The sequence below is a fragment of the Natroniella acetigena genome, assembly GCF_023227745.1.
Taxonomy (GTDB): domain Bacteria; phylum Bacillota; class Halanaerobiia; order Halobacteroidales; family Halobacteroidaceae; genus Natroniella; species Natroniella acetigena.
In genome coordinates, this window is sequence record NZ_JALKBX010000002.1 from 57,878 (window position 1) to 84,437 (window position 26,560).

30 protein-coding genes are annotated in these 26,560 nt (G+C 34.8%); all 30 read right to left on the reverse strand.

The window, feature by feature from the left end:
• Position 1: 1 nt before the first annotated feature.
• The 30 genes from flhB to dprA all read right to left on the reverse strand — a co-directional run bounded on the left by flhB (position 2) and on the right by dprA (position 26,552).
• Positions 2-1,063, reverse strand: a complete 1,062-nt coding sequence (gene flhB / locus MWH25_RS00865) for a flagellar biosynthesis protein FlhB (RefSeq protein ID WP_248624816.1) — start codon at positions 1,061-1,063, stop codon at positions 2-4.
• A 4-nt stretch (positions 1,064-1,067) separates the two neighbouring features.
• Entirely contained in the window at positions 1,068-1,853 is a 786-nt protein-coding gene (fliR, locus tag MWH25_RS00870; protein WP_248624819.1) for a flagellar biosynthetic protein FliR, read from the reverse strand.
• A 15-nt stretch (positions 1,854-1,868) separates the two neighbouring features.
• A complete protein-coding gene (fliQ, locus tag MWH25_RS00875; protein WP_248624820.1) occupies positions 1,869-2,138 on the reverse strand; it encodes a flagellar biosynthesis protein FliQ in 270 nt (89 codons plus the stop codon).
• An 18-nt stretch (positions 2,139-2,156) separates the two neighbouring features.
• Positions 2,157-2,918, reverse strand: coding sequence for a flagellar type III secretion system pore protein FliP (fliP, locus tag MWH25_RS00880; RefSeq protein ID WP_248624822.1), 762 nt, complete (start codon positions 2,916-2,918; stop codon positions 2,157-2,159).
• Positions 2,908-3,237 (reverse strand): flagellar biosynthetic protein FliO, encoded by a 330-nt coding sequence (locus MWH25_RS00885; protein ID WP_248624824.1) that lies wholly within the window; start codon positions 3,235-3,237, stop codon positions 2,908-2,910. Before MWH25_RS00885 ends, fliP begins: the two co-directional genes overlap by 11 nt.
• Positions 3,238-3,253: 16 nt before the next feature.
• Complete coding sequence (fliY, locus tag MWH25_RS00890; protein ID WP_248624826.1) at positions 3,254-4,414, reverse strand: flagellar motor switch phosphatase FliY; 1,161 nt, start codon at positions 4,412-4,414, stop codon at positions 3,254-3,256.
• On the reverse strand, positions 4,407-5,417 hold the full coding sequence (gene fliM, locus MWH25_RS00895) for a flagellar motor switch protein FliM (RefSeq protein ID WP_248624828.1): 1,011 nt from the start codon (positions 5,415-5,417) through the stop codon (positions 4,407-4,409). The genes fliY and fliM overlap by 8 nt, the downstream gene beginning before the upstream one ends.
• Positions 5,418-5,563: 146 nt before the next feature.
• Positions 5,564-6,013 carry a flagellar basal body-associated FliL family protein gene (locus MWH25_RS00900; protein ID WP_248624830.1) on the reverse strand — a complete coding sequence of 150 codons (450 nt, stop codon included), beginning with the start codon at positions 6,011-6,013 and terminating at the stop codon, positions 5,564-5,566.
• A 3-nt stretch (positions 6,014-6,016) separates the two neighbouring features.
• Positions 6,017-6,736: a flagellar motor protein MotB gene (locus MWH25_RS00905; RefSeq protein ID WP_248624832.1), complete on the reverse strand. Its 720-nt coding sequence runs from the start codon at positions 6,734-6,736 to the stop codon at positions 6,017-6,019.
• Positions 6,723-7,532, reverse strand: a complete 810-nt coding sequence (locus MWH25_RS00910; protein ID WP_248624902.1) for a motility protein A — start codon at positions 7,530-7,532, stop codon at positions 6,723-6,725. Before MWH25_RS00910 ends, MWH25_RS00905 begins: the two co-directional genes overlap by 14 nt.
• A 10-nt stretch (positions 7,533-7,542) precedes the next feature.
• Positions 7,543-7,740, reverse strand: a complete 198-nt coding sequence (locus MWH25_RS00915) for a flagellar FlbD family protein (protein ID WP_345947209.1) — start codon at positions 7,738-7,740, stop codon at positions 7,543-7,545.
• Positions 7,741-7,970: 230 nt separating this feature from the next.
• The gene (gene flgF, locus MWH25_RS00920; RefSeq protein ID WP_248624836.1) at positions 7,971-9,461 is read right to left on the reverse strand and encodes a flagellar basal-body rod protein FlgF; all 1,491 of its coding nucleotides are present in this window, start codon (positions 9,459-9,461) and stop codon (positions 7,971-7,973) included.
• A 503-nt stretch (positions 9,462-9,964) separates the two neighbouring features.
• Positions 9,965-10,339, reverse strand: coding sequence for a TIGR02530 family flagellar biosynthesis protein (locus tag MWH25_RS00925; protein WP_248624838.1), 375 nt, complete (start codon positions 10,337-10,339; stop codon positions 9,965-9,967).
• Positions 10,340-10,420: 81 nt separating this feature from the next.
• Positions 10,421-10,900, reverse strand: coding sequence for a flagellar hook assembly protein FlgD (gene flgD, locus MWH25_RS00930; RefSeq protein WP_248624840.1), 480 nt, complete (start codon positions 10,898-10,900; stop codon positions 10,421-10,423).
• A 12-nt stretch (positions 10,901-10,912) separates the two neighbouring features.
• Positions 10,913-12,379 carry a flagellar hook-length control protein FliK gene (locus tag MWH25_RS00935; protein WP_248624842.1) on the reverse strand — a complete coding sequence of 489 codons (1,467 nt, stop codon included), beginning with the start codon at positions 12,377-12,379 and terminating at the stop codon, positions 10,913-10,915.
• A 266-nt stretch (positions 12,380-12,645) separates the two neighbouring features.
• Positions 12,646-13,191 (reverse strand): MotE family protein, encoded by a 546-nt coding sequence (locus MWH25_RS00940; RefSeq protein ID WP_248624844.1) that lies wholly within the window; start codon positions 13,189-13,191, stop codon positions 12,646-12,648.
• Between the two features lie 17 nt (positions 13,192-13,208).
• Positions 13,209-13,670: a flagellar export protein FliJ gene (gene fliJ, locus MWH25_RS00945; RefSeq protein ID WP_248624846.1), complete on the reverse strand. Its 462-nt coding sequence runs from the start codon at positions 13,668-13,670 to the stop codon at positions 13,209-13,211.
• Between the two features lie 8 nt (positions 13,671-13,678).
• Positions 13,679-15,004, reverse strand: a complete 1,326-nt coding sequence (fliI, locus tag MWH25_RS00950; RefSeq protein ID WP_248624848.1) for a flagellar protein export ATPase FliI — start codon at positions 15,002-15,004, stop codon at positions 13,679-13,681.
• Entirely contained in the window at positions 14,997-15,617 is a 621-nt protein-coding gene (locus MWH25_RS00955; protein WP_248624850.1) for a FliH/SctL family protein, read from the reverse strand. Before MWH25_RS00955 ends, fliI begins: the two co-directional genes overlap by 8 nt.
• 167 nt (positions 15,618-15,784) lie before the next feature.
• Positions 15,785-16,789, reverse strand: a complete 1,005-nt coding sequence (gene fliG, locus MWH25_RS00960; protein WP_428832785.1) for a flagellar motor switch protein FliG — start codon at positions 16,787-16,789, stop codon at positions 15,785-15,787.
• A gap of 13 nt (positions 16,790-16,802) precedes the next feature.
• On the reverse strand, positions 16,803-18,362 hold the full coding sequence (gene fliF, locus MWH25_RS00965; protein ID WP_248624852.1) for a flagellar basal-body MS-ring/collar protein FliF: 1,560 nt from the start codon (positions 18,360-18,362) through the stop codon (positions 16,803-16,805).
• Between the two features lie 31 nt (positions 18,363-18,393).
• On the reverse strand, positions 18,394-18,693 hold the full coding sequence (gene fliE / locus MWH25_RS00970) for a flagellar hook-basal body complex protein FliE (protein WP_248624854.1): 300 nt from the start codon (positions 18,691-18,693) through the stop codon (positions 18,394-18,396).
• Positions 18,694-18,712: 19 nt separating this feature from the next.
• The gene (flgC, locus tag MWH25_RS00975) at positions 18,713-19,138 is read right to left on the reverse strand and encodes a flagellar basal body rod protein FlgC (protein WP_248624856.1); all 426 of its coding nucleotides are present in this window, start codon (positions 19,136-19,138) and stop codon (positions 18,713-18,715) included.
• A gap of 2 nt (positions 19,139-19,140) precedes the next feature.
• On the reverse strand, positions 19,141-19,542 hold the full coding sequence (flgB, locus tag MWH25_RS00980; RefSeq protein ID WP_248624859.1) for a flagellar basal body rod protein FlgB: 402 nt from the start codon (positions 19,540-19,542) through the stop codon (positions 19,141-19,143).
• A 412-nt stretch (positions 19,543-19,954) separates the two neighbouring features.
• Positions 19,955-20,731, reverse strand: a complete 777-nt coding sequence (codY, locus tag MWH25_RS00985; RefSeq protein WP_248624861.1) for a GTP-sensing pleiotropic transcriptional regulator CodY — start codon at positions 20,729-20,731, stop codon at positions 19,955-19,957.
• A gap of 86 nt (positions 20,732-20,817) precedes the next feature.
• The gene (gene hslU / locus MWH25_RS00990) at positions 20,818-22,206 is read right to left on the reverse strand and encodes an ATP-dependent protease ATPase subunit HslU (RefSeq protein ID WP_248624863.1); all 1,389 of its coding nucleotides are present in this window, start codon (positions 22,204-22,206) and stop codon (positions 20,818-20,820) included.
• 11 nt (positions 22,207-22,217) lie between these two features.
• Positions 22,218-22,742 carry an ATP-dependent protease subunit HslV gene (gene hslV, locus MWH25_RS00995; RefSeq protein ID WP_248624865.1) on the reverse strand — a complete coding sequence of 175 codons (525 nt, stop codon included), beginning with the start codon at positions 22,740-22,742 and terminating at the stop codon, positions 22,218-22,220.
• Between the two features lie 74 nt (positions 22,743-22,816).
• Positions 22,817-24,892, reverse strand: a complete 2,076-nt coding sequence (gene topA, locus MWH25_RS01000; protein WP_248624867.1) for a type I DNA topoisomerase — start codon at positions 24,890-24,892, stop codon at positions 22,817-22,819.
• Positions 24,893-24,915: 23 nt separating this feature from the next.
• The gene (locus tag MWH25_RS01005; protein WP_248624869.1) at positions 24,916-25,434 is read right to left on the reverse strand and encodes a DUF494 family protein; all 519 of its coding nucleotides are present in this window, start codon (positions 25,432-25,434) and stop codon (positions 24,916-24,918) included.
• A complete protein-coding gene (gene dprA / locus MWH25_RS01010; RefSeq protein ID WP_248624871.1) occupies positions 25,431-26,552 on the reverse strand; it encodes a DNA-processing protein DprA in 1,122 nt (373 codons plus the stop codon). Before dprA ends, MWH25_RS01005 begins: the two co-directional genes overlap by 4 nt.
• Between the last annotated feature and the right edge of the window lie 8 nt (positions 26,553-26,560).

A 26,560-nucleotide genomic window follows, 5' to 3' on the forward strand; every position in this document is an offset into this window, starting at 1 on the left:
CTTACGACCTCCTTTCCTCATCCAATTGATACACATAAGCTAAGATTTCTGCTACAGCTTGATATAATTCATATGGTATCTCGTCACCAATCTCGACCAACTTATATAATGCTCTTGCTAAAGGCTTCTCCTCTACAATCTCGATCTCATTCTCTGTAGCTACTTCCTTAATTCTTTGTGCAATCTCTCCTTGACCCTTAGCTATCAAGATTGGAACTTCCATTGTTTCCAAATCAAATTTAACAGCTACAGCAATATGAGTTGGGTTAGTAATAACTACATCCGCTTCCGGTACCTCTTGCATCATCCTACTCATAGCCATCTCTTGTTGTTTCTGTTTACGCTTCGATTTGACCTCTGGACTACCTTCCATCTGTTTTCTCTCTTCTTTAACCTCTTGTTTAGTCATCTTCAATTGTTGCTCATGCTCCCACTTTTGATAAATCAAATCAATAATCCCTATCACAATCATAAAAGCACTGACTCTCATTGCTAAAGAAAAGGCCGTATCACCGATTAATTCTAAAGCATGATTTAAGCCAACTGTAGTTAATAATAGGTACTGGCTTAAGACATCTCTAATAGTTAAGTATGATATATAAGTAATAATTCCTACTTTTGCTAAAGATTTAATCAATTCTACAAAAGTCCGCTTAGAAAAGAGCTGCTTGGCCCCTTCAATCGGGTTCAATTTATTTAATTTAGGGACTAAAACCTTAGGAGTAAACAAAAAACCGATCTGTAAATAGGTAATAGTTACCCCTACTGCAGTAACTATCAGCAAAATTGGTGCTATTAATCTAAATCCTAAAAACCCTATTTCTAATAATAAATTATAAAAGTTATTGGCAGTTATCTCCATTGTAAGATAACTTGCAAATGATTTATAAGTAAACTCTATAATCTGCTCTATTAAATATCTCATTAAAAAATATAAAACTATAAAACTGAATAATAAAGTAAACGCACTATTTAGCTCCTTACTACTTGCTACTTGACCTTCTTCTCTAGCTTCTTGTCTCCGTTTGGGGGTGGGATCTTCCGTTTTTTCTTCTTCAGGCATCAGTTCATCCTCTTTCTATCATTAAATTTAAAATTTGATATAACTCATCAAACCGCTCCATAAATAAATTTTGCATAAACCCAAGATAATTTGGCAAAATAAAACCCAAAATAACCAAGCCAACAAAGACCTTAGTCGGTAAACCCAGCATAAAGACATTCATCTGCGGAACAGTTCGAGCAACCAGACCAAAAGCAAGATCAACAATAAACACAATCGCCATGATTGGTAAAGCAATCTGGAAAGCTAGCGGAAATAGATCACCAATAATTCTTAATACTGCCCTTAAAAACTGTGGTGATGACTGAAAATTAGTCACTTGAACCAGTTTAAAACTATCGGACAATAATCTCAATTGATAATGATGAGCATCAATTGACAAAAAAAGCAAGGTAGCTAATACATTCTTAAATTGCCCTATCAAAGGAGCTTGAATCCCATGTAATGGATCCATAACACTGGCCATCATAAATCCCATCTTCCGATCAATAAATATTCCGGCTAACTGAACAGTAATAAATGTTAATTGCAAAAGAAATCCAACTAGTAATCCGATAAATAACTCAATTACCAGTTGAAATCCGACCACTAATAGTTGTTCCGGGACTCCAATTCCTTCCCACGACAGAGTCGGAAATAAGACAAAGACGATCAAGACTGCAAATCCAACCCGTAACCTGCGTGGCAAAACCTCACTGCCAAAGATAGGAGCAACTGCAAAAAATCCTATTATCCGGGCTAATACTAAACTAAACTGATATACTTGAGTCAACAATTCTACTTCTTCCATACTTACTCCACCTTACTATCCGACATAACTGGGAATATTAATAAACAACTCACTAACAAAATCCAATAGAACATTTAACATCCAGGGACCAAAGACCATCAAAGCCACTAAAACAGCCAAAATTTTGGGGATAAAACTTAAAGTCTGCTCCTGAATCTGAGTCGTTGCTTGAAAAATACTGACTATTAAACCTGCTAACATTCCTAGTAATAACATCGGTGCTGCTACTTGAATAGTTACCAGCAGTGCTTTACGTCCAATTTCAATTACTAAAGTTTGACTCATCTACTCTCCGCTCCTTAATTAAAAAGTCTCAACTAAAGACCTAATTACTAAATACCACCCATCGACTAATACAAATAATAGTACTTTAAAGGGGAGAGAAATCATAACTGGTGGCAACATCATCATCCCCATTGACATCAAAACACTAGCTACAATCATATCGATTACTATAAACGGAATATAAATAATAAATCCGATTTGAAAAGCGGTCCTCAATTCACTGGTTATAAATGCTGGTATTAAAGTAAAAGTTGGTACATCCTCTTGATTATTAGGTCGTTCTAATTCTGACATATTAATAAATAAAGCAATATCCTTCTCTCGAGTATTGCTAAACATAAACTCCCTTAATGGATCTAAAGTATTCTCTAAAGCTACGCTCTGTTCAATCTCTTCTGCCAAATAAGGTTGTACAGCTTCTTGATTAATTTGACCCCAGACAGGTGACATCACATAAATTGTCAAAAAGATTGCTAAACCAATTAAAACCTGATTGGGAGGCATAGTCTGTGTTGCTAATCCTCTCCGCAACAAAGATAAAACTACAATAATTCTAGTAAATGATGTCAACAGGATCAAAATTGCCGGTGCTAAAGTTAGTACCGTTAGTAATATTAAAATCTGTAATGAATTCGCCAGATCTTGTGGTTCTTCTGTACCTTCCCCAATCTGAATATCTAAGTTCGGTAGATTAAATTCGGTAACTGCTAAAGCACTACTCTGGACTAAGACTAATCCCAGCAAAACTAATGTAATAATTATTAGATACTTACTCCTCATTAAATCCATCCTTACCCTTTTTGAAAAGATTTAATAATCCGACCTCTTTCTCAATTACTAAAGAATCAACAGCTAGATCAACCTCTTTAATAAACTCTAATTTCTCTTTAGTACCAGAGACTAGCCAAACTTGGTCAACTACCTTAATTAAGTATAACGTCTGATTACTATTCAGATAACAACGCTCTAACACCTTAATCTGGTCGGTCTGATTTAATAGACCTTGCTTTCCTTGTAAAAATTTAATTATTAAATAAAATAATCCTAAAATAGCTCCTAATGTAATCAATACTTTGATAATTTCCAACCCATAGGACATAATATCAATCCTTAATTTATAATTTCTTCAATCGCTCTTCAGCACTGACAATATCTGTAACCCTGAACCCAAAGTTCTCATCAATCACAACTACCTCACCTTTAGCAATCAATTTTCCATTAACCAATAGATCAACTGCTTCCCCTGCTAACCTATCTAACTCAATCACAGAACCAGGACCTAAATCAAGAATTTCTTTAATCGACATTCTGGTCTTACCTAATCTAACAGTCAATTCCAATGGTACATCATAAATCAAGCTAATATCATTATTTAAATCACTAGCCAATTGTCCTCCTAATTGCTCAAACTCAACACCTTCGACTTCAACATCTGGCTGAGGACTCATTGCTGAAGGTTGCTGAGGTTGGCCCTGTTGGGGCTGACTTCTCATTTGGGTTTGAGGTTGCTGTTGTTGGGAATTAACCTGAGTTTGTTGCTGTTGGGATTGTTGTGGTTGAACTTCTTCAACTTCTGGCTCTTCCTCTTGATTATCACCCATTAAGCCCTCTACTAGCTGTTTAGCAAAAGCCATAGTCATTATCTGTATGATTTGACTATCTATCAAATCTCCAATATGCATATTAAATGCTACCTGAACAATATCATCATCCCCTGAAATACCTTCCAAATCAACATGATCGCTACTTAATTCCAATAGTTCAGCATTTGGAGGAGAGATATTAATCTTATTACCCTCAAAAAAGTCTGACATCGATGTAGCAGCAGACCCCATCATCTGATTCATTGCTTCACCTACAGCACTGATATGTAACTCACTCAATTCACTTGGAGGCTCCGTTCCATCTCCGCCCATCATTAAGTCAGCAATAATAGCAGCATCTTCTGTTTCAACGATTAATTGATTACTTCCTTGCAATCCTTCTACATATTGGACATCAACTAAAATACACGGTCTAACATAACCCTCCACCAATCGATTAATTGTACTTAATGATACTTCTGGAGCTGTAATTTCTACTTTTTGATCTAATAGTCCATATAAAGCTGTAGCAGCAGACCCCATCGAGATATTAGCAACTTCCCCAATTGCATCCTTTTCTAACGGACTTAATAGCTCTTTGCTTTCATCTATTTGATCTCCTGGTACATCATTTATATTATTTTCTTCTAATAAAGCACTAATTTCATCTTGAGATAACATTTCATCACTCATCATCTTCCTCCTCCCACTCATCTTGATCATCTATTGTCGAAATAATTTCAACAGCTAAATTACTACCCTTTCTACCTGGCTTAGCTTCAAATTTTCTACGTTTGCTAACATGCACCTTCAAATTATCTTCTACTTTAGTATCTAATTTAATAACATCCCCTTGATTTAATTCCAACAACTGACCAACAGTAATACTTGCTCTTCCTAGTTCAGCTATTACTGGTAATTTAGCTTTTCCTAATCTCTTCTTTAGTTTTTCTAGCGTTTCAGTAGTAGAACCTTTCCTTGATGTTGAAAACCAATATTGAGCACTCAACTTAGAGACAATTGGTTCTAACACTATGTAAGGAATACAAATATTAATTAAGCCTTCAACTTCCCCAATTACTGTTTCTATAGTAGCTAAAATCACCATGTCATTACTGGGAACAATTTGAGTAAATTGTGGATTAGATTCCAACTCCTTAAGGCGTGGTCTCAAATCAACCACATTTTCCCATGCTTCACTAAAATTATTTAAGATCCGTTTATTGATCTTCTTTAATACTACTTCTTCAATATCAGTAAATTCTCTACTCCTGTCTAAAGAACCACCTTCTCCCCCAAAGAGCCTCTCAACAATAGTATATGCTATCTTAGGATTCATCTCAATAATAAACTCTCCATGAAGAGGATAAAAATCACAAACCGACATGATTGTAGGTTGTGGTAAAGAACGAATAAATTCATCATAAGATAACTGCTCAATCGATGTCAATTCAGACTTAACCATAGTCCTTAATTGCGTAGAGATTGAAGTAGTTAACAACCGACAAAAACCTTCATAAATCATCCTTAAAGTTCTTAGCTGATCTTTAGACAATTTGTTGGGATGTTTAAAATCATAAACCTCTATTACCTCTTCTGCTTCTTGTTTTAATTCATCTGCTTCTACTTTTCCAGATGATACAGCGTCCAATAACGAATCAATTTCATTTTGGGATAAAACTCTATTTGATGACATGAATCTACCCCCTACTTAATTAAAAAACAGAATTAACAATCACTAAAATCTATAGTTGAAATCATTATCATTCTTCTGTCTTAGCTTTGATCAACTCGTCTATCTCCTCTTGAGATAGAACCTCATCAGACATCCTTATCCCTCCTTTATTGAATTACAAATTCGGTAAAGAAGACATTAGTCACTGTTCCTTCTAACAATTTTTCATTTGTTTTTTCCATAATCTCACTTCTCAATTCCATAGCTCCTTGTTCAGAACTTATTTCTTCTTGTTCTTTACTTCTTAAGATAGAGATAATTGTATCTCTAATTTGTGGTCTCCGTCTATCTATTTCTTCGGCAACATCTGCATCATCAACCTCAACAGTAATATTTAACCTAATAAACCTTCTTCCCCCAGCAAGATTAACTAAAAACTCACCTATCTCAGTAATTGGCCCTAATTCTCGAGCTGTAGTACTTACTTCACTCTCTTCACTCTGATCAATCCCAGCTAAATTAACCATCATAAAATAAGAGATTCCAGTAGCCAATACTACTGCGATCAATATTCCTACAATCAGACTATAATTCAAACCACTTTTCTCTTCGCTCATTACTTATATCCCCCCATTAATCTCACCATCGTCAGCCCTCAAAATAATAATATCTACTCTGCGATTCAACTCTCTATTTTTTGGTGTATCATTAGGCTCAATGGGTTTATATTTAGAATATCCTGCAGCGAACAATCTTTCCGGATTTATCTCCTGCTGCTCAATAAAGTATCTGACTACATTAGTTGCTCTCGTTGTCGATAGTTCCCAATTAGAAGGAAATTTAGGATTACTAATCGGAAGATTATCTGTATGACCTTCTACAGCCACATCATTAGGAATTGTCTTTATAAACCCAGCTATCCTGTCTAAAATATCATAAGCACTCTCTCTGATTGTTGCTTCTCCTAAAGGAAATAAAACCTTCCCCGTAAAATGAATGGTCAAACCTCTATCTGTCATCTCCAATCTAACATCATCTTCTAACTCTTCCTCTGCTACAAAACCTGAGAGCATTTCATAATATTCACTAAGCTGATCAACTCCTAATTCCTCAGTAGTCAACCCCGCATCTATTAACTCATTTCTAGAAATTGTCCGACCACCATCCATAATCCCTAATCTTCCTTGAAGTCCTTCTATTACCATTTTAAACCTCTCTGTATCAATACTGGAGTAAGAATATAATAACACAAAAAAAGCTAATAGCAAAGTCATCATATCTCCATAGGTGGTCAACCAGCTATCGCCTTTTTTATCTTCATCCCGTTTACGTCGCGGCATTTCTTCCCACCGCCCCTCCTTCAGTTTCTGGTTCTTCATTAAGTTGATTACGAGATTTAGGGGCTAAAAAGGCCTTTAGTTTCTCTTCTACAATGCGAGGGTTTTCCCCTGCCTGAATTGATAAGATCCCTTCAATCATTACCTCTCTAACTAAAATCTCTTCTTCACTCTTAACTCTTAACTTTTCAGCCAACGGAATAAAGACTAAATTAGCTAGCAAAGCACCATATAAAGTCGTAATTAGAGCTGTAGCCATCCCCGGGCCAATTGCATCAGGATCATCTAAATGGCTTAACATACCAATCAAACCAATCAATGTTCCAATCATCCCAAAGGCAGGTGCTAATTCACCAGCTTTGTCAAAAACTCCTCGATTAATTGCATGGCGTTGTTCTAAAAAATCTAATTCAGTCTCTAGTATATTTCTGACTAATTGAGGATCTGTTCCATCTACTACCAATTGAATTCCTTTCTTCAAAAACTCATCATCTAATTGATAAGCCTCATCCTCTAAAGCAAGTAACCCCTCTCTTCTTGCTTTTTCAGCAAAACTGACCAAAACAGAAATTATATCACCTGGTTCCTCATTTTGCCTTGAAAAGGCTATCTTCAATGCCCCAACTGCATCCTTTAATTGTCTAAAAGAGTAAGCAAGAATTACCCCACCCAGTGTACCTCCAAAGACGATAAAAGCAGAAACGAGATTTAAATAAATAACAATATTCCCTTCCAATATCATTCCAAAAGCTACTAAAGAAATCCCTAAAACTAAACCTACTATCGTTGCTAAATCCAACATTATCACCTCATTCCCATTCTGGTTTAAGTCTAATCCTCCTCTTGTAATCAATTATCATCTCGATTATATCATCTACATCCTCTTTAACAATCAAACGGTGATTAGTTGTCAATGTAATTACAGTATCAGGGGTTGCTTCAATTGTTTCAATCAATTCGGCATTAACAACTATCTCTGAATCATTTAATCTCCTTAATTTTATGATCATTATCACCCCTTACTTATGTAATAATCCCTTTGCTAAAAATTCAGTCTTGCTATAACAGCCTTTAGCAGATATCTAAATCTTTCTGCACTTTATTTTTATTGACAATTAACGTATGTTTTTGTAGGGGCGACTCCCCGTAGTCGCCCTGGGTTTAATCTAATTTTACGGGCAGACACGGGGACCTGCCACTACTTAAACCTTAAACTCAAACTATATTTTAACTCTTATTATCGTTTCATATTGACAATCTCTTGTAATAATTCATCAGCAGTCGTAATACTTCTTGAATTACCTTGGAAACCACGCTGAGTCGTAATCATCTCAGTAAACTCGCGGGACATATCTACATTTGACATCTCGATCGTTCCACCACTGATAGTTCCTCGACCACCAGCACCTGGAGCACCGATATTAGCTACCCCAGAGTTATTAGACTCTCTAAAGGTCGTATCTCCCTCTTCAGAAAGACCAGATGGATTATTGAAGGTAGCAGTGGCTATTTGAGCCAAGGTCTGCCGTTGGCCATTATCATAATAACCAGTGATAGTCCCTGAACCATCGATATCGAAACTATCTAAGTCACCAGCCTGATAACCATTGACAGTATCGACATCAGCACTAAAATCCCCTGCATATTGATTCATATCTTCAAAGTTTAAATCAATTGGTAAAGGATTTACTCCCTCAGGATCTAGTTGAATCCCACTATTTCCTGACTCATAATTACCATCTTCATCAAAAGTAATCACTCTATTCTCATCAACAAATTCATCTGCTCCATCATCACCTATATTTAACTGAGTAACATTATCTTCATCTATATCTAAAGCAGTTGCTATATCAGTATCCTCAACACCATCTAACTCTTGAACCCAAACATTCCCTAACTCATCCTTGATATCGACTATATTCCATTCCCACTCTCCACCATCACCATTGCCTTCTCCTACTCTCGTAAATGCTAAATTCACATCATACGTTCTACCTTGTGAATCGTAAGATTGGATTGAAGTATAGCGGGTAGAATCTTCAAATTGAGCAAAATCTGCTTCAAAATTTTCATCATCATCACCTGGAATGTCATCTGTTACTAAGTATTCTAATATTTCATCTCTTGGTGTTTTATTCTCAAGATCAAAACCATGTGCAGATTCATAATCATCTTCATCACTAATTCCAGGTACATCAGCACTCAAGTTTCCATCATAGGCAATCTCACTAGTCGCATTAGCATCCATCGACTGGCGCAGACTGATATCTTCTAACGGCTGATTGCTATCTATATTCTCATCCGCATCAGCCATCCAACCCTGCATCCGATAGCCATTACTCGAATTAACGAGATAGCCGTCTCTATCAAAGTTAGTATTTCCTGCTCTCGTATAGAGATCGGACGTCCCATCATTGACGACGAAGAATCCATCACCCTCGATAGCTAGGTCAGTATTTCGACCTGTTGACTCAAGACTACCCTGTTCCATACTCTTATCGATACTACCCAAACTAACACCAAGACCAACCTGTTGCGGGTTAGTACCTCCGCGACCATCCTGCGGTGCAGATGCCCCCTCCATCGTCTGGCTTAGCATACTCTGAAATGTTGCCCGACTCGACTTAAAGCCGGTCGTATTCACATTAGAGATATTATTACTGATAACATCCATTTTATCCATATGGGCTCCTAACCCTGAAACACCTGCAAACATTGATCGTAACATCTCTAAAACCCCTCCGTTTTATTAATTAATAATTGATAATTTACAATTGATAATTAAACACTTTCAACATAATTTTTTTACTGACACTTAATTACACTATAATTACAATTCCATCTATAATTTATCAAGATTCAACTTGATTTATCGCGTATAACTATCAACCGTAAAATTACTTTTATCATCTGTCGTGTATCAATCAACCAGTCTGACAGCCTGGGTCGACACAGAGACCGACCCTTACATTTTTCTTGGTAAATCAACACACAGATTGGCCTACTAGTCTGAATCTGCCTTTAAATTCAACCTTGCTTTTGAATTTGAGCTCTTACTACCACAGACACAGACTACTGACACAGACACATATCTCACTAATCACTCGTCACTCATAACTTATCACTAAATCCAGCCACCTCTGTCGGTTAGCGGCCAATAGCCTCCCTGAGAGCATCCAAATAATAAATTCCAATTAAACTTATTATTTTCCTACTCTTTAGCGGGTCCAGCTACTTCATCACAATCGCACTATCAATATCAGTAAATAGATTCTCCTCACTACTCTCTTCATCCATCGCCGTAATCACCGTCTCATTTTTAACACTGACAATATAAGCATTATTATCAGTCAAGACCAGCGATTCTTGAGCCCCTTTTGCTTTGGCTTTAGCAACTGCCTCTTCTAATTTCTGCAGTTCTTGACCATCAAAGTCAATCTCTCTTGACTTTAATCTTTGAGCTGCATGCTTAGAAAACTTCAACTTCTTACTATTTTTCAGCTTATCCTGTAGGAGTTGCTTAAAATCACTTTCCTTTTTATCTACTTTAATAGACTTCTTATTTTGAGGTGGGACTAAAGGCTGATTAGAATAGATTCTGGTCATGATCAACCACCTCCCCTAATTACATCAATTAACAATTTGTAATTGATAATTGATAATTAAATTCAAAAGATAAAACCAGATTTAGGCTGTTTCTTCTCCAGCACTACCTTCGCTTAATACCTTCTGAACATCTTCAATTGAATATTCTTTACCATCAACAACAATCTGGCTAGCTCTATCTTGACTGATGATTACCTTTTCTACCTTACCAGTAATCGGGGCCAACTCTTCTTTCTCTCCATCTTCACCTTCAACAGTCTGAACAATCTCAACCTGTTTATCTATAAAACTACTAGCATAAGTCAACTCTTGCTTTCTACTCTGACTTTCAACAAAACTAGACATTGTATTATTCAGATTCTGCATCTGCTCTAAAGCACTAAATTGAGCCGTTTGAGCGATAAATTCTTTATCATCCATTGGATCTAGAGGATCTTGATGCTTAAGCTGAGTAACCAACAATTCCAAAAATTCATCCTTCCCTAAATCCTGTGACCCAGGTTCTGTCTTACCAGTCAAATCAACATTACCACTAGCAGAAGCTCCTTCAACTGAACTCATCTTCTCCCCCCTTTAAACTACATAATCAACACCATCTAACTCAACATTTGTCTGTTGTTGCATTTCTTCCAGTATTTCTTCTGCAGTCAACTCTTCCAGATCTAGACTAAACTCTCGCTTGCTCTTTTGTTCCTGTTGCTGATTAAATAAGAATCCATCCTGTTCTTGCTCCGCAAAGCTTCCAGCATAATTCTCTCCTGCTTGAGCAGATAAAACATCAATCTGCCCTACCTCTAAATCTCGCTGTACCAAGATAGAACGTAATTTAGATAAGTTATTTTCTAATAACTCCTTTACCTCACCATTCTCAGAAAGTATCCTTGCAGAAACAACCCCATCATTCAGACCTATCCGTAAATTCAACTTCCCTAAAGACTCTGGGTATAATTGAATAGTAACTTGATTTTGATTCTTATTGGCTCCTAACAACTTAATTTCCTCACTGATCTGCCCTAATATACTTTCTAAGTTAAGCTGTTGACCAAAATCAACATTATTTACCTGCTGTTTTCCTTCAATCTGCTGATTATTAGCTAATAAATTATTAAGCTCAGCCAAATCAAATTCTTGCATTTCTTGTTCAGAAAAGTTAAAATCTGACGATCCATCCTGAAGCAACTTATCCAATTTTTCTTCATTTCCAGCAAATTGCTCTAGCAACTCCATATTTAATTGGTCTTCATTATTGAGTTGCACAGTTCCATCATTTTTAACCCTCTTTCCTTCTTGAGTCCTCTTACTTGCTTGAGCTAAATCAGCTTTATGTAGCATATCCTGAGCAAAGAGTGATTGTTCAGCATCAGTAGTTGATTCTTCTGTCATTAAAACTTCTCCATCCATCTGAGCTGCTAACTCTTTCAATTTTAACATCTCTTCCTGTTCTTGCTGAGATAATTTTAAAAGGTTACCCTCTTTTGCAGCTTGCTGTTGCTTAATCAACTTCTCTTGAACAAGTTCTAACTGCTTAATTAGATCCAGTAGCTTCTGATTATCATCAGCAGCCATCAATTGTTCAAGCTCTTGTAGTGACTGATTATCCAGCTCTGTCTCCAGTTGCTTAAGTATTTCTTGGATTTGTTGCTCTTCAACTTCTAACTCTTCAATCTCTAAGTTATTTAACAACTCACTTTTAAAAAGGTTAGTTAGATCACTGAGTAATGCCAAAATTTCTTCTAACTCTTCTTGACTAATCTCCTCTAAATCCCCTGCTAATAACTCTTGCAATCTATCAAGCTTCTTCTCTTCATCAACTTTAAATTTAGATTGTTTATTAGATAATTTATTTTTAGCAAGTTTAGTATCATCATCAACTTTAGATTCAGATTGTTTGTTGGATTCAACATTCTGATTTGATAATCTATCCGAATTATCCTGTAAAGCTGATAAGAAATCATCTCTGTTCGCAGTGGAGTTTTGTGGTTGCCTAGCTTGAGGCTGATAATTTCCACTACTTATTATATCTAGCAAATTCATCGGCATCTTCTTCTCACCCCCTTTCAAAAGCAATTGACAATTTACAATGCATAATTTACAATTGAATTCAAAATCTAAAATCTTAATTAAAATTCTTAATCTCGAGTATTCATTACCTCTGAGTTTTATAAACCAAAAAAACTCCTCGTGAATCGTTGGTGAATCACTACTTTAAAATTTAAATTTTTTACTAGTGGCTCTTCACTATTCATTGAGTTTTTGTTTTTAACTGTACATTGTAAATTGTAAACTGTAAATTTATTTTATCTGCTTTACTGTGATAATAGTGTCGAAAACTCAGCTGCTTCCTCATTAGGCATAAACTCCAAAATCTCAGCTACTATCTCTTCATCCATCTGACTTAATATATCTGTTGCTAACCTAACCTCCAAATCCGGTAATAGATCAGCAGCTCGCTGCGAATTCATCTGACTATAAATCTCTGCTAAGCGATTCAACTTAGTTTCATAATCTTCCCGCTCTACTCCCATTCTTTCTAGTTCTTCTTCTAAATCATCAATTATCTCATTTAATTGTACAACTTTTTCTTCAGTTCCTTCTAACTCAAAGTATAAACGTTGATTTTGCTCTTCTACTTCAGCCAATTGTGAATTGGCAACAGCTAATTCCTCTTCTAATCGTTCAATCTCTTCTTCGGCAGTCAAATAACCTCCTACCACAGGTAGATTACTCAATAAATCTATTCCTCCAGCTTTGACTTGATCGAAAGTATAAACTTCAAACATATCCAACAAAAAGACAGTAAACCCTGCTAAAACAACCAGTATAACTAACGCTAGGAGCATCTTTTTCTTCATCAACTCTTCCTCCTAATCTAATAAATAGAACCTTTATTCCCCTGATGATTAAATAAATTAATTGCTAATTCATCATTAATCTTCTGTTCTTCTTGCAAAACTTCTTCTGCATGCTCTTCGTATTGTTGCTCCTTTAATTTAACTAATGTCTTCTTCTCTTTAACCTTATCTAACAACCGGACCCGACACTGCTCAATCTTTTCTTCCCAGTATTCTAATTGTAACAATAACTCTTCAATCTCTTCAGTTAAATATTTGATATAATTCCGAGATCTAAGGGCAGAAGATAACTCAACTTCTTGTACCTCATTTCTTTCCAATTGTTGCTGACAATTCTGCTTCTTTATTTTATACCTGTCCAAATTAGTTTTAACTTGATTATATTTATGCTGTAACTTGGCCAACTCCTTTTGAACTAAAGCTTCTTCTTGTTCCTTTAAATTCAAAACAGATTGTAAGCCAAAAGAAAATTTCTTCATCTAATCAATCACCCCTCAGCAAAGATATCAATTAGCTGTTGTACTGTCTTGTGATAATCACTATCTTCCTTAATACCTTGCCGTAAAAAATTATTGACCTGCTTTAATTTAGACAATGCATAATCAAGTTCAGGATCACTACCTTCTTGATAAGCACCAATATTAACCAAATCCTTTGATTCTTCATAAGTGGCCAATACTTCTCTTAATTTTTGAGCAGCTTCTCTATGCTCCTGACTAACAATTTCATTCATAACCCTACTCACACTCTCTAAAATATCGATTGCTGGATAATGATTTTGGGCTGCCAAATCACGAGATAAAACGATATGACCATCTAAAATTCCTCTTACCGCATCTGCTATTGGCTCATTCATATCATCACCTTCAACCAAAACAGTATATAAACCAGTAATTGTTCCTCGATCATTGGTCCCAGCCCGCTCCATTAATTTAGGCAATAAAGCAAATACAGAAGGAGTATATCCCTTCGTTGCTGGAGGTTCTCCTACTGCTAGTCCTACTTCTCGTTGTGCCATAGCAAATCTCGTTACAGAATCCATCATCAGCATTACATCTTGACCTTGATCCCGAAAGTATTCAGCAATTGTAGTAGCTACTAATGCCCCTTTTAACCTCACCAAAGCTGGCTGGTCAGAAGTAGCTACAACTACCACAGAATTCTTCAATCCTTCTTCTCCTAAGTCACGCTCAATAAAGTCTCTGACCTCTCTACCACGCTCACCAATTAAAGCAATCACATTAATATCAGCTGATGTATTACGAGCAATCATTCCTAGCAAAGTACTCTTTCCCACACCACTTCCTGCAAAAATTCCCATCCTCTGCCCTTTTCCACAGGTCAATAGGCCATCTATACTTCTCAGTCCTACTGACAGACTTTCTGTAATTCGGGCTCTAGTTAATGGGTTAGGCGGTGTATTATTAATTGAATATTTTGCTGCTGCATCAGGAAATTTAAAATTGGACATTGGATTACCTAAACCGTCCACTACTTTTCCTAATAAAAAATTACCTACTTTAACCTTCAGTGACTCTCCAGTAGCAAATACTTTACAGTCCGGGCCAATCCCACTCATATCTCCCAGTGGCATCAACAAGACATTATTCTCCTTAAAGCCTACAACTTCAGCCTTGACTTCCCTATCAGCAACAATAGATTGGATCAAACAGACCTCTCCTAACCTTACATTTGGCCCTTCCGATTCAATAATTAAACCTATTACCCGCTTAACTTTACCAAAATGCTTAATCGGAGTTGAATTCTCTATTGCATTAACTAAGGAATCTAACTTAAGTAGTTCTTTACTCATTACTACTCACTTCCAATAGTTTTGCTTCTATCTCCTTCACCTGAGAAGAAACAGTCAAATCAACCCCACCAAAATCAGTTTCAATAATACAGCCACCAATTTCAATACTTTTATCAGTAATAACTTTGACCTCTTCTAAACCATTATTAGCCGTCAATAACTCTTTTTGATGCTGATTTAACCTTTCTAAATCCTGAGGATTAACCTTAATTTTAATTTGCTCTTCATAATCTAAATAATCCAATCCAGTTTCAACAAACTTTTCAATTAATTTAGAACTATCTTCTAACTGCTTACCAATCACCTTTTCACTAATTTTAATTACTAACTTAAACAGTTTCTCTTTTAATTGTGGTAATCGTTTAGCTAAATCTTGCTGATATAACTCTACCTCTTTTTCTAAATCCTCTACTAAACTTTTCAACTCTCCACTTATCTGCTGTTGTCCTAATTTAATCCCTTCTTGCTTGCCCAATTCAAGACCTTGCTGATAGCCTTTCTCCTTAGCTTGCTCAAATTTCTGCTCAATCTTTGCTTCAGCTTCTTGTTGGGCTTCTTTTTTTAATTTTTTCGCTTCTTGCTGAGCTTGCTGTAGTATCTGTTCAGCCTTCATTTCAGCACCTTCTAAAATATTATCTTTTTCTTTAATAACTTCAGCCTCAACTGCACTAATTTCTTCTCTTCTTTTTTCAACCTCTTGCTCTCTTTTTTCTTTCTTAGCAAAAGCATCTAATACTCTAGTTTTTTTTATCAGACTTAACCTGAGAAGATTTGATAATATTAGACAATTACCTCATCCTTTCCACCACGATTAATAACTATTTCTCCTTCTTCTTCTAGCCTTCTAATTTCATTAACAATATTTTGCTGTGCCTCTTCAACATCACTAATTCTAACTGGTCCTAAATGCTCTATATCTTCCCGTAACATTTGGGATGCCCGCTTTGATAAGTTATTATAGATCTTATCTGCAACTTCCTCACTGGCAGTTTTTAAAGCTAATGGTAGATCATTATCCGTATCTATCTGTCTCAATATTAACTGAATAGCTCGATCAGTTAATAAAATGATATCTTCAAATACAAACATCTTCTGTCTAATATCTTCAGCTAATTCTGGGTTTTCTTTATCCAGATCATCCAAAATAGTCTTTTCAGTAGAACGATCAGCCAAATTCAAAATATCAACAATCGAATCTATTCCACCAGCAGTTGAATACTCATTGGTCATTAAAGAAGACAATTTCTGCTCTAATACTCGTTCAACCTCTTTAATCACATCTGGTGAAATTCTTTCCATCTTAGCTATTCTTTTAGCTACTTCAGCCTGTTTAGCAGGAGGCAACGCAGATATAATGCTAGCAGATTGTTCAGAATCCAGATAAGCCAAAATTAAAGCAATCGTTTGAGGGTGTTCATTTTGAATAAAATTTAAAATTTGACTAGGATCGGTCTTTCTTAATTCATCAAAAGGTCTCACCTGTAATGAAGCAGTTAACCGATCAATAATACTATTTGCTTTAGATTCTCCTAAAGCTTTCTCTAATACTTCTTGAGCATAATCCATTCCACCATGGCTAATATAGTCATAAGCTACACACATTTGGTGAAATTCATCTAATACATCTTCTTTAATTTCAGTCGGCACTTTATCTAAATTGGCTATTTCCAAAGTCAAATCTTCAATTTCATCATCCTTTAAATGTTCAAAAACCTTAGCAGATGTGTCTGGTCCTAAGGAAACAAGTAAAATAGCTGCTTTTTCACTTCCAGTTAATTCAGGCACTATTTCACCTCCTTTATTCTTCAGCTAACCAACTTCTAATTAAATCAGCTATTTCTTCTGGTTGATCATTAACTAAATTACGAATGTTTCGCTGTAAGCGCTGTCTTTCCTTTTCCCCCTCACTCAAATTTGCAGCAGCAAATTCATCTTGTGCTTCATCAATTAAATAATCGATCTCTTGTCCTGCTTCTACTTCTTCTGTAGTTGTAGAATCATCTGGTTGCTCTCTTCTCTTATACAAAATAATTAATAAACTAATAATTAAAATTCCTACACCTATAAGTAGATATAATAATATTCTCTGCCTTCTTGATTCTTCTGCAGCTAATTCTTCTTGCCTCATCTGCTCTAAACTATCATCAAATTCCATACCTGTAACCGAAATCTGGTCTCCTCGATCAGTATCATAACCTACAGCTGCTGCTACAGCTTGACTAATACTTTCTTCAAATTGAGGATCCATTTCTTGATTTACAATTACTGAAACTGACATCCTCTCTACTGCTCCTGGTGATCTAACATGTCGTTCTATTGTTTCATTAATTTCATAATTAGTAATTCTCTCTATGTTTTCTCTTTCACTTTCATGTTCACTCGTTGCCTCATACTCTGGTAAATTTGAGGTTGTCCCTGGAACCCCCTCTGGATCAGCACTTCTTCCACTTTCTCGCTCTTCTTTTACCTGTTCACTACGAGCAATTCCACTATCATCAACAACCGGCTCATAACTTTTGCTTTCAATTTCATGCTCATCAAAATCTAAATCAGCATTAACTCTAACCACAAAGTTGTCCATCCCTAAAACCTTAGTCAACATTACATCCAAATCTCTTTCAATCCTACGCTCTAAACTATCCTGTATTTCAAATTGTCTATAATTCGACTCAAACTGACCTTCTTCTTCTAATTGTGCGGATAATAAATTACCTGCATTATCTACAATAGTAACATTATCAGAACTTAAGTCTTCTACACTACTGGCTACTAAATTAGCAATTGACTTAATATTTCCTGAAGATAACTTCTGTCCAGCATCAACCCCTACTAATACAGAAGCCTTAGCTGGTTTCTCCTCTGCTCGATAAATACTACTTTCACTAGGAGTAATTTGAACCCTAGCAAAATTTACATTATTTATCTGCTTAATAGTTCTACTTAATTCTCCTGATAAAGCTCGAATATAATTAACCTGTTGATCAAAATCTGTACTACCTAATTGGCTTTGATCAAATAATTCAAACCCAGCAACTCCACCGGTTGGTAATTCTTCTCCAGCCAAATCCAAACGCAACCTATGAACTTCTTCCTCTGAAACTAAAATAGTTCTGCCTTGTTCCTCTAACTGATATGAGATTCCTCTTTCATCTAAGCTATCAACAATAGTTGCTGCATCTTGAGTAGTTAACTCACTAAATAGGACTGTATATTCTGGTCTGCTAGCCCAATTGACTAAAATTAACAAACCTACAATTGTAATTAAAGCAGAAGCAATAATTAGGAGCTTAGCTTTTTTATCAAGGTTATTTAATAGTTGCTGAATCTGTTCTTTTATTTCTGAAATATTTTCAACCATATTCACACCCCAATCTTACTGCTTAAATATCTCACACTTGGATCCTCATTACTTCCTTATAAGCTTCAACAGCTTTATTGGTAACCGATGAAGCTAAGTCTAAAGAAAGCTTAGCTTTTTGAGCAGATGCCATAACCTGATGAACATTATCTGCTTTTCCTAAAGCCAAGTCTTCTCCTGCTTGATCTGCTTGATGTTGTAGGTTATTAACTTTATGTAATGAACTCTTTAAAATATCTCCAAAAGAATTACCAGGTTGATTGTTTTTATTATTTTCTCCTTGCTTCAATCCAGTTAATAATTGTTGTTTGCCTATATTATTGACTTCCATTAGTCTCCTCCTTCTTCTATTAGCCTATCCGTAAAGCACTTTCAAACATACTCTTAGCTGAATCTAAAGCAGTAACATTAGCTTCATAAGCCCTAGTAGCAGAAATCATATCTGTCATCTCTGAAACAATATTAACATTTGGCTTCTCTACATAACCATCTTGATTAGCATCAGGATGCTCTGGTCTATACTCCAGTCTAGCTGGCTCATCACTCTCAGCAATTTTTGTTATTTTAACCCCTTCTCCCGTTTGACTGTTATTATTAAATTTGTCCAACTCATCTTGTAATCTAGTTGCAAACACAGGTACTTGGCGACGATATGGTCCTCCATCTTCTGTTCTAGTCGTATTAACATTAGCTATATTATTAGAAATCAAATCCATTCGCACTCTTTGTGCTGTCAATCCCGAGCTACTAACATTCATTCCATTAAACACACCCAATTTTATCTACCTCCTTTTTGAATTACTGAATCTAACCTTTGAAATTGACTCGCAATCTTTTGTGACACAGCTTGATATTCTAAGGTATTTTGGGCCAACTTAGACATTTCTGCATCTATATTGACATTATTATCATCATTTCTTACATTAGTTTGTTCCATAGTATGAACTTGAGGTTTAACTGAATTAAGATCAGCCCTCCCTAAAGGAATATGTCTTTTGTTAGTTACATTTAACTTGCTTTCACCAGCTAAAGCTTTTGCTATTTCATCTTTAAATAACACATCCCGCCTTTTATATCCTGGCGTATCAACATTAGCTATATTATTAGAAATAGTTTGATGTCTCTTATTCAAGCCATCTAAGGACTTTTCTAAAACTCCAAAACTTTTATCACTAAACATTGTTATTTTATTCCTCCTTTGTTCTATTATACCAAGCAGTGAAACAACACGTATATTTACTATTTTCAGCTTTTTAATCAAAAATCCTGCAAGAAAACACATGATTTCAGCGAAAACATTCAAAGAAAACTCCACCTAAATAAATATTTATTTAGGTGGAGAGGTTCACTATATCAATCAAACCTTAAAATCTCAGCTATAGAACTTCTATTTAAACCCTACATACAATTATATAATATCTTAATAAAATAGCAAATTTAATCATCTACCACACTTAAAAGCTCCTTTGTTTTACAAAAGCTTCAAATATTATTCCTCTAGATCATAAATAGCGTTGAGATTAATCTCAACGCTATTTATGATCTAGTCTCATCTATTCTAGTTTAAACTTCTCTAACTATTAATCTATACCTTAATTCATTTTTTCTAGCTCTTTTAATAAATGATCATTTAAAATCTTAATATAAGTTCCTTTCATTCCTAATGATTTAGATTCAATTACACCAGCACTCTCAAATTTACGTAATGCATTTACAATTACTGAACGAGTAATCCCTACTTTATCAGCAATTTTACTAGCAACTAATAATCCTTCAGTTCCATCTAATTCAGCAAATATATGTTCAATAGCTTCTAATTCAGAATAGGATAGAGTATCTAAAGCAATGTGGATAGCAGCCCTCTTTCTAGCTTCCTTCTCCATTTTTTCACTTCGCAACCTTAAAATTTCCATCCCTACTGCAGTAGCACCATATTCTGCTAAAATCAAATCGTCATTATTAAATTTTTCTCCAAATCGAGCTAAAATCAAAGTCCCTAATCGTTCTCCACCACCATTAATTGGTACAACTGTAGTTAACTTATCCATGAAAATACAATCTTCATCCTTAAAGACACACATTCCACTTGCTTGTTCATAATTTGACTGAGTATCATAATGTTCTAATAGCCATTCATTGTAATCTGTAGGAAATTCTCCTTTATCAAGAACCTTCTCCATCATCAGATCACACTCAAATCTATTAATTAAACTATAGCCTAAAATCTTTCCTTCTTCATCAACTAAATAAATATTAGACCCTACACTTCTGCTCAATACATTAGATACTTCATTAAAATCAACTGCTTGTCCTGCAGAACGCTGCAACAATCTATTTATTTTCCGAGTCTTTTCTAGTAATTCTTCCATAAAGTTTCCCCCTTGATTTATTACTATTTCTTAATTATCTATCAGACCAGTTAAATTATACATTAATTTTTATGTTATTTCAAATATTATAAGATATATTTACTTAAATCCTTATCTGCAACAACATTTTCTAATTTATCTTTAACATAACCTCTATCAATCACTATTTTAGATTCTGAAATCTCTGGAGCTTTAAATGAGATTTCCTCTAATAAATTTTCTAAAATAGTATGAAGCCTTCTTGCTCCTATATTTTCAGTCTGTTCATTAACTCTAAAAGCTATTTCTGCTAATTCATCAATTGCCTCAGCAACAAACTCAACCTCTAACCCTTCAGTTTCTAATAAAGCTTTATACTGTTTAGTTAAAGCATTTTGGGGCTCTGTTAGTATCTCTTTAAAATTATCCTTAGATAGACTATTTAACCTTACTCTAATTGGAATTCTCCCTTGTAATTCTGGAATTAAATCAGTAGGCTGACTGACATGAAATGCTCCAGCAGCAATAAATAATATATGATCTGTCTTAACTGGACCATACTTTGTCATCACCGTCGAACCTTCTATAATTGGCAAAATATCACGTTGTACTCCTTCTCTAGAAACATCAGGATTGGAATTTGATTTACCTTTAGCTATCTTATCAATCTCATCTAAAAAGATAATGCCTGATTCTTCTACTCGCTTAATAGCCTCTCGACTTACTTCATCTATATCGATTAACTTTTGTGCTTCATCCTCTTTCAATATCTTCCTTGCTTCTTTAACTGTCACTTTCCTTTTTTTCTTCTGATTAGAAAACATATTTCCAAAAACATCTTGAAAATTAACACCCATCTCTTCTATTCCAGCTCCAGAAAAAATCTCAACCATTTGTGAATTATTATCCTCAACCTCTATTTCTATTATTCTATCTTCTAACTTTCCTAACTCTAATTGATGACGTAATTTTTCTCTATGCCGCTCAAAACGCTCTTCCCGTTCAGTATCTTCTGTAGCCTCTTCTTCTTCAGCAAAATTATTAAACATATTGCTAAAAAGATTATTATTTTTCTTTTTAGGACGAGGAAATAAAACATCCAAAATTCTTTCTTTAGCTAACTCCTCTGCTTTACCCTCTACATCTTTCATTCTTTCTTGCTTGACCATTCTAATTGCCGTTTGTACTAAATCCCTAATCATTGACTCTACATCACGCCCTACATAGCCAACTTCAGTAAATTTAGTTACTTCAATTTTAATAAACGGTGCTTTAGTTAATTTAGCCAATCTCCTTGCTATCTCTGTTTTTCCTACACCAGTTGGTCCAATCATTAAAATGTTTTTGGGAACAACTTCTTCTCTCAATTCATCTGGTAACTTTTTTCTTCTATACCTATTTCTAATGGCTATTGCTACTGCTTTTTTAGCATCACTTTGACCAACTATATACTCATCTAAACTTTCAACTACCTGCTGTGGAGTAAACTCCTCCATTCTGCTCCCCCCTATATCTCTTCTACTGTAATTTGATCATTTGTATAAATACAAATATCTGCTGCTATTTCTAAAGATTTTTCAGCTATTTCTGCAGCAGTTAAATCAGTAAATTCAGCCAAAGAACGAGCTGCAGCTAACGCATAAGAACCCCCAGAACCAATAGCGGTTATTCCATCATCCGGTTCAATAACATCTCCCGTTCCTGATATAACTAACAAACTACTTTGATTAGCTACAACCAATAAAGCTTCCAACTTCCTTAACATCTTATCCGTTCTCCACTCTTTAGCTAATTCTACTGCTGCTCTTTCCAAATTACCATGAAATTCTTCTAACTTCCCTTCAAATTTTTCAAATAATGTGAAAGCATCAGCTGCAGTTCCTGCAAATCCAGCTAATACATCATCATTAATTCGTCTAACCTTATTAGCTCCATGTTTCATTACAGTATGTTTCATCGTTACCTGACCATCTCCACCGATAGCAACATTTTTTTCTCTTTTTACCGCTATAACCGTTGTCGCCTCAAACATTTTATCCCCCTACCTATATACTTTTTTCAGTTAAACCCTTATAATAAAAAATTTAGGTTGGTTAAGTTTACAATTTATAATATTTTTTCATAATCACATTCCGAACCAATACAGTAATGCTTGGTTTCTTTTTTAGTCTTCTTTTCAACTAAAAACTGCTCACAATCCGGGCATTTTTCTTTAGTAGGCTTGTGCCATGTCATAAATTCACAATCCGGATAATTGCTACATCCATAAAAGACTCTTCCTTTCTTACTTTTTCGTTGGATAACATCTCCATCCTTACATTCAGGACACTTAACACCCATTTTCACTAAAATAGGCTTTGTATTTTTACAATCAGGAAAGCCTGGGCAAGCTAAAAATTTACCATACCTTCCATGCTTAACGACCATATTCTTTCCACACTTTGCACATACTTCATCAGTTACTTCCTCTTCTAGTTCAACTTTCTCCATGTTCTCCCAAGCAGATTCTAATCTTTCCGCAAACGGCTCATAAAATTCTCCTAACACTTCAACCCATTTTCTTTCTCCGCCTTCAACTTTATCTAAATTCTCTTCTAACTGAGCTGTAAATTCTACATCGGTCACATTAGGAAAATGTTCAACTAATAATTTATTAACCAATTCCCCTAGTTCAGTTGGTTTAAATTTCCCATTTTCTTTTTCAACATAATTTCTTTTTTGAATTGTACTAACTACTGGGGCATAAGTACTTGGACGTCCAATTCCCTTTTCTTCTAAGGTCTTAACTAACTTAGCTTCAGTATAACGAGGTGGTGGTTTAGTGAAATGTTGATCAGGAATCACTTCACTTAACTCCACCTTCTCTTTCTCTGCTAACTCAGGTAAAAGCTCATCTTTTTTACTCTGTCTAGTAGTATCAACCTTTAAAAACCCAGGAAATAACTCTTGAGAACCCTTGGCCCTTAACCAATACTTTCTACCTTTTATGTCAACAGTTAGAGTTTTATAGACAGTAGCACTCATCTGACTAGCTACAAACCTTTCCCAAATCAATTTATATAACTTATATTCTTCCTTACTTAAATATTTTCTCATTTTATTAGGGGTTCTATAAACTGACGTTGGTCTAATTGCTTCATGAGCATCTTGAGCTTTATTTTTAGCTTTATATTCTTTAGGTTTATTGGATAAATACTTTTCTCCAATTTGCTCAGCTATATATCCTCTTAATTCATTCTGAGCTTCTTTAGAAATTCTAGTAGAATCCGTTCTCATATAAGTAATTAAACCTACTGCCCCTTCAGAACCTAGATCAACTCCCTCATATAATTGTTGAGCTAGATACATCGTCTTTTTAGTACTAAAATAAAGGTTAGTAGATGCCTTTTGTTGTAAGCTACTTGTTGTAAAAGGGGCCGAAGGATATCTTCTCCTTTTACTTTCTTTAATTTTATTGATCTTTAAATCTTCATTTTTTAATCCTTCTACGACTTGCTCAGTCTCTGCTTTATTATTTAACTTAAATTTTTTGTTGTCAATTCTATATAATTTTGCTTTAAACTCATCTTTATTTTCATTCTTAACTTCAACATCAACTGTCCAATATTCTTCAGGTTCAAAAGCCTTAATTTCTTCTTCCTTTTGGCAAACCAACTTAACAGCCACCGATTGAACTCGTCCTGCACTCAATCCTCTTCTTACTTTTTTCCATAGTAATGGGCTTAATTTATAGCCTACTAATCGATCAAGCACTCTTCTTGCCTGTTGAGCATCAACTCTATTTTCATCAATCAAACGTGGCTCTTTTAAGGCATTCTGTACTGCTTTTTTAGTGATTTCATTAAATTCAATTCTACATTCTTTTGATTCATCTATATCAAAAGCACGGGCCAAATGCCAAGAAATTGCTTCACCTTCTCGATCAGGGTCAGTTGCTAATAATACCTCTTCACTCTTTTTAGCACCCCTTTTTAACTTCTGAAGTATCTTCCCTTTCCCTCTAATCGTTATGTATTTAGGTTTGAAATTTTCTTCAGGCTCAACCCCTAATTGACTCTTGGGTAAATCGATTACATGCCCCATTGAAGCCTGTACTTTAAAACCTGGACCTAAAAATTTACTAATTGTTTTAGCTTTAGCAGGAGATTCTACAATTACTAATTTATCTTTTTTCTTAGCCACATTTTCACCTCCATATCCCTACATTAGTTAATGTATTCTGCTGTTACATTATTTATAACTTCAAATTCAGAAATATGCTGACCTATAAAAGCTAACCTCAATTCATCATCAAGTACCTGCTGTAGTATTTTCCACAAATACTCAGTATTAATATAATTATTAGGTGCCTTAAATAATTCACTAATCAAGTCCTCTAATTCATCATCTGCAATCAAGTTTAAATAACTTAATCTTAAGATAACTCCTTGAATTTTAACATTAAATTTAAATCTTTCTCTAAAACTAAAAACACGATATTTATGATCATCTTCTTGCTTGATATATTTTTGATTTAATAAATTATCTGTTGCATCTATTCTTTCCGAAGAAGCAAAAATAAATTCAAAAGCTTGATTAATCTCTTTTAAACCATAACCTTCATCTTGTAAAAAATTAATTAACTTTTTTTCATCTTCAATTAACTCTTCATCATATAATAAAGTCTTAACTAAATAACTAATTATTTTAAATACATCATTATTAATTTTAGAACCTCCTTTCACAACTTAACATCACCTCTTAATTTAAATTTTCTTCCTGGTAATTGTTTTACAAGACCTTTTACTTCTAATTCTAATAAAATTGAATTTAATTGAGCTGAATTCAATTCAACAGCACTAAGTAAATGTTCAAACTGCTGAGAATTAACTGTTAGTAATCTATAAATTTTCTGTTGGTATTGGGATAAAGATTCAAATATTTCTGTGTCAAATTTATCCTCTGAATTCGATTTAATATCATTGTTATTAACATTTGATAGTTGTAACTCATCTAAAACATCGTCTAAGTCTTGCACCAATTTAGCTCCAACTTGAATCAATTGATTGGTACCTACACTCTGCTTTTTAGTTATATCACCAGGAATTGCAAAAACTTCTCTACCTTGATTTAAAGCTAAATTAGCAGTAATTAACGACCCACTTTTCTTAGTTGCCTCAACAACTATTGTCCCTAAACAAAGCCCGCTAATAATTCTATTTCTAGCAGGAAAGTTTTTTCCTTCTGGTTTGGTAGTTAATGGATAAGAACTAATAACCGCTCCTTGTTTCATTATTTTCTGAGCTAATCCTTCATTCTCTTTAGGATAGATAACATCTATTCCAGAACCTAATATAGCATATGTCAAACCAGATTTTAAAGCACCTTGATGAGCAGCCGTATCTATTCCATAGGCCAAACCACTGACAACATTCAGCCCTTTTTCAGCCAATCTTTGACTTAATTTAGTTGCTATCTTCCTTCCATAGTGAGTACATTTTCTAGAACCAACTACAGCAATACAAGGTTTATTAATCTCTGCAATACTTCCTTTATAATATAAAATAGGGGGCGGATCGTAAATCTCCTTTAATAATTTAGGATAACATTTATCTGATAAAGTTACAACCTTAATCTCAAATTCATGTAATCTTTTTAATTCTGCTTTAAAATCAAAATTCTTCTTAGAATCAATAATTCTTTGACTCAATGAATGACCGATCCCACTTACATCAACAAGTAATTCTTTATCTGCTTTCCAAATCCCTTCTGCATCACCAAAATAATCTAGCAACTTTTTTATTCGCTGCGCTCCAAAACCATCAATCTTATTTAACCAGATCCAATAACCTTTATCTTCCATGATGCCCC

What these genes read in the sequence shown, in the direction of transcription:
- fliI (WP_248624848.1), bottom strand. Translation starts at nt 15,004, where the DNA reads ATGAGTAAAGAACTACTTAAGTTAGATTCCTTAGTTAATGCAATAGAG.
- fliR (WP_248624819.1), bottom strand. Translation starts at nt 1,853, where the DNA reads ATGGAAGAAGTAGAATTGTTGACTCAAGTATATCAGTTTAGTTTAGTA.
- fliY (WP_248624826.1), bottom strand. Translation starts at nt 4,414, where the DNA reads ATGAGTGATGAAATGTTATCTCAAGATGAAATTAGTGCTTTATTAGAA.
- hslU (WP_248624863.1), bottom strand. Translation starts at nt 22,206, where the DNA reads ATGGAGGAGTTTACTCCACAGCAGGTAGTTGAAAGTTTAGATGAGTAT.
- fliJ (WP_248624846.1), bottom strand. Translation starts at nt 13,670, where the DNA reads ATGAAGAAATTTTCTTTTGGCTTACAATCTGTTTTGAATTTAAAGGAA.
- MWH25_RS00905 (WP_248624832.1), bottom strand. Translation starts at nt 6,736, where the DNA reads ATGCCGCGACGTAAACGGGATGAAGATAAAAAAGGCGATAGCTGGTTG.
- hslV (WP_248624865.1), bottom strand. Translation starts at nt 22,742, where the DNA reads ATGTTTGAGGCGACAACGGTTATAGCGGTAAAAAGAGAAAAAAATGTT.
- MWH25_RS00885 (WP_248624824.1), bottom strand. Translation starts at nt 3,237, where the DNA reads ATGTCCTATGGGTTGGAAATTATCAAAGTATTGATTACATTAGGAGCT.
- flgD (WP_248624840.1), bottom strand. Translation starts at nt 10,900, where the DNA reads ATGAGTTCAGTTGAAGGAGCTTCTGCTAGTGGTAATGTTGATTTGACT.
- fliE (WP_248624854.1), bottom strand. Translation starts at nt 18,693, where the DNA reads ATGGAAGTCAATAATATAGGCAAACAACAATTATTAACTGGATTGAAG.
- flgB (WP_248624859.1), bottom strand. Translation starts at nt 19,542, where the DNA reads ATGTTTAGTGATAAAAGTTTTGGAGTTTTAGAAAAGTCCTTAGATGGC.
- MWH25_RS00935 (WP_248624842.1), bottom strand. Translation starts at nt 12,379, where the DNA reads ATGCCGATGAATTTGCTAGATATAATAAGTAGTGGAAATTATCAGCCT.
- fliQ (WP_248624820.1), bottom strand. Translation starts at nt 2,138, where the DNA reads ATGAGTCAAACTTTAGTAATTGAAATTGGACGTAAAGCACTGCTGGTA.
- codY (WP_248624861.1), bottom strand. Translation starts at nt 20,731, where the DNA reads ATGGAAGAATTACTAGAAAAGACTCGGAAAATAAATAGATTGTTGCAG.
- fliP (WP_248624822.1), bottom strand. Translation starts at nt 2,918, where the DNA reads ATGAGGAGTAAGTATCTAATAATTATTACATTAGTTTTGCTGGGATTA.
- MWH25_RS00940 (WP_248624844.1), bottom strand. Translation starts at nt 13,191, where the DNA reads ATGAAGAAAAAGATGCTCCTAGCGTTAGTTATACTGGTTGTTTTAGCA.
- MWH25_RS00955 (WP_248624850.1), bottom strand. Translation starts at nt 15,617, where the DNA reads ATGAAGGCTGAACAGATACTACAGCAAGCTCAGCAAGAAGCGAAAAAA.
- flgF (WP_248624836.1), bottom strand. Translation starts at nt 9,461, where the DNA reads ATGTTACGATCAATGTTTGCAGGTGTTTCAGGGTTAGGAGCCCATATG.
- MWH25_RS00900 (WP_248624830.1), bottom strand. Translation starts at nt 6,013, where the DNA reads ATGAGCGAAGAGAAAAGTGGTTTGAATTATAGTCTGATTGTAGGAATA.
- fliM (WP_248624828.1), bottom strand. Translation starts at nt 5,417, where the DNA reads ATGTCATCAAATAGAGTTTTATCCCAAAATGAAATTGATTCGTTATTG.
- fliF (WP_248624852.1), bottom strand. Translation starts at nt 18,362, where the DNA reads ATGGTTGAAAATATTTCAGAAATAAAAGAACAGATTCAGCAACTATTA.
- dprA (WP_248624871.1), bottom strand. Translation starts at nt 26,552, where the DNA reads ATGGAAGATAAAGGTTATTGGATCTGGTTAAATAAGATTGATGGTTTT.
- MWH25_RS00925 (WP_248624838.1), bottom strand. Translation starts at nt 10,339, where the DNA reads ATGACCAGAATCTATTCTAATCAGCCTTTAGTCCCACCTCAAAATAAG.
- flhB (WP_248624816.1), bottom strand. Translation starts at nt 1,063, where the DNA reads ATGCCTGAAGAAGAAAAAACGGAAGATCCCACCCCCAAACGGAGACAA.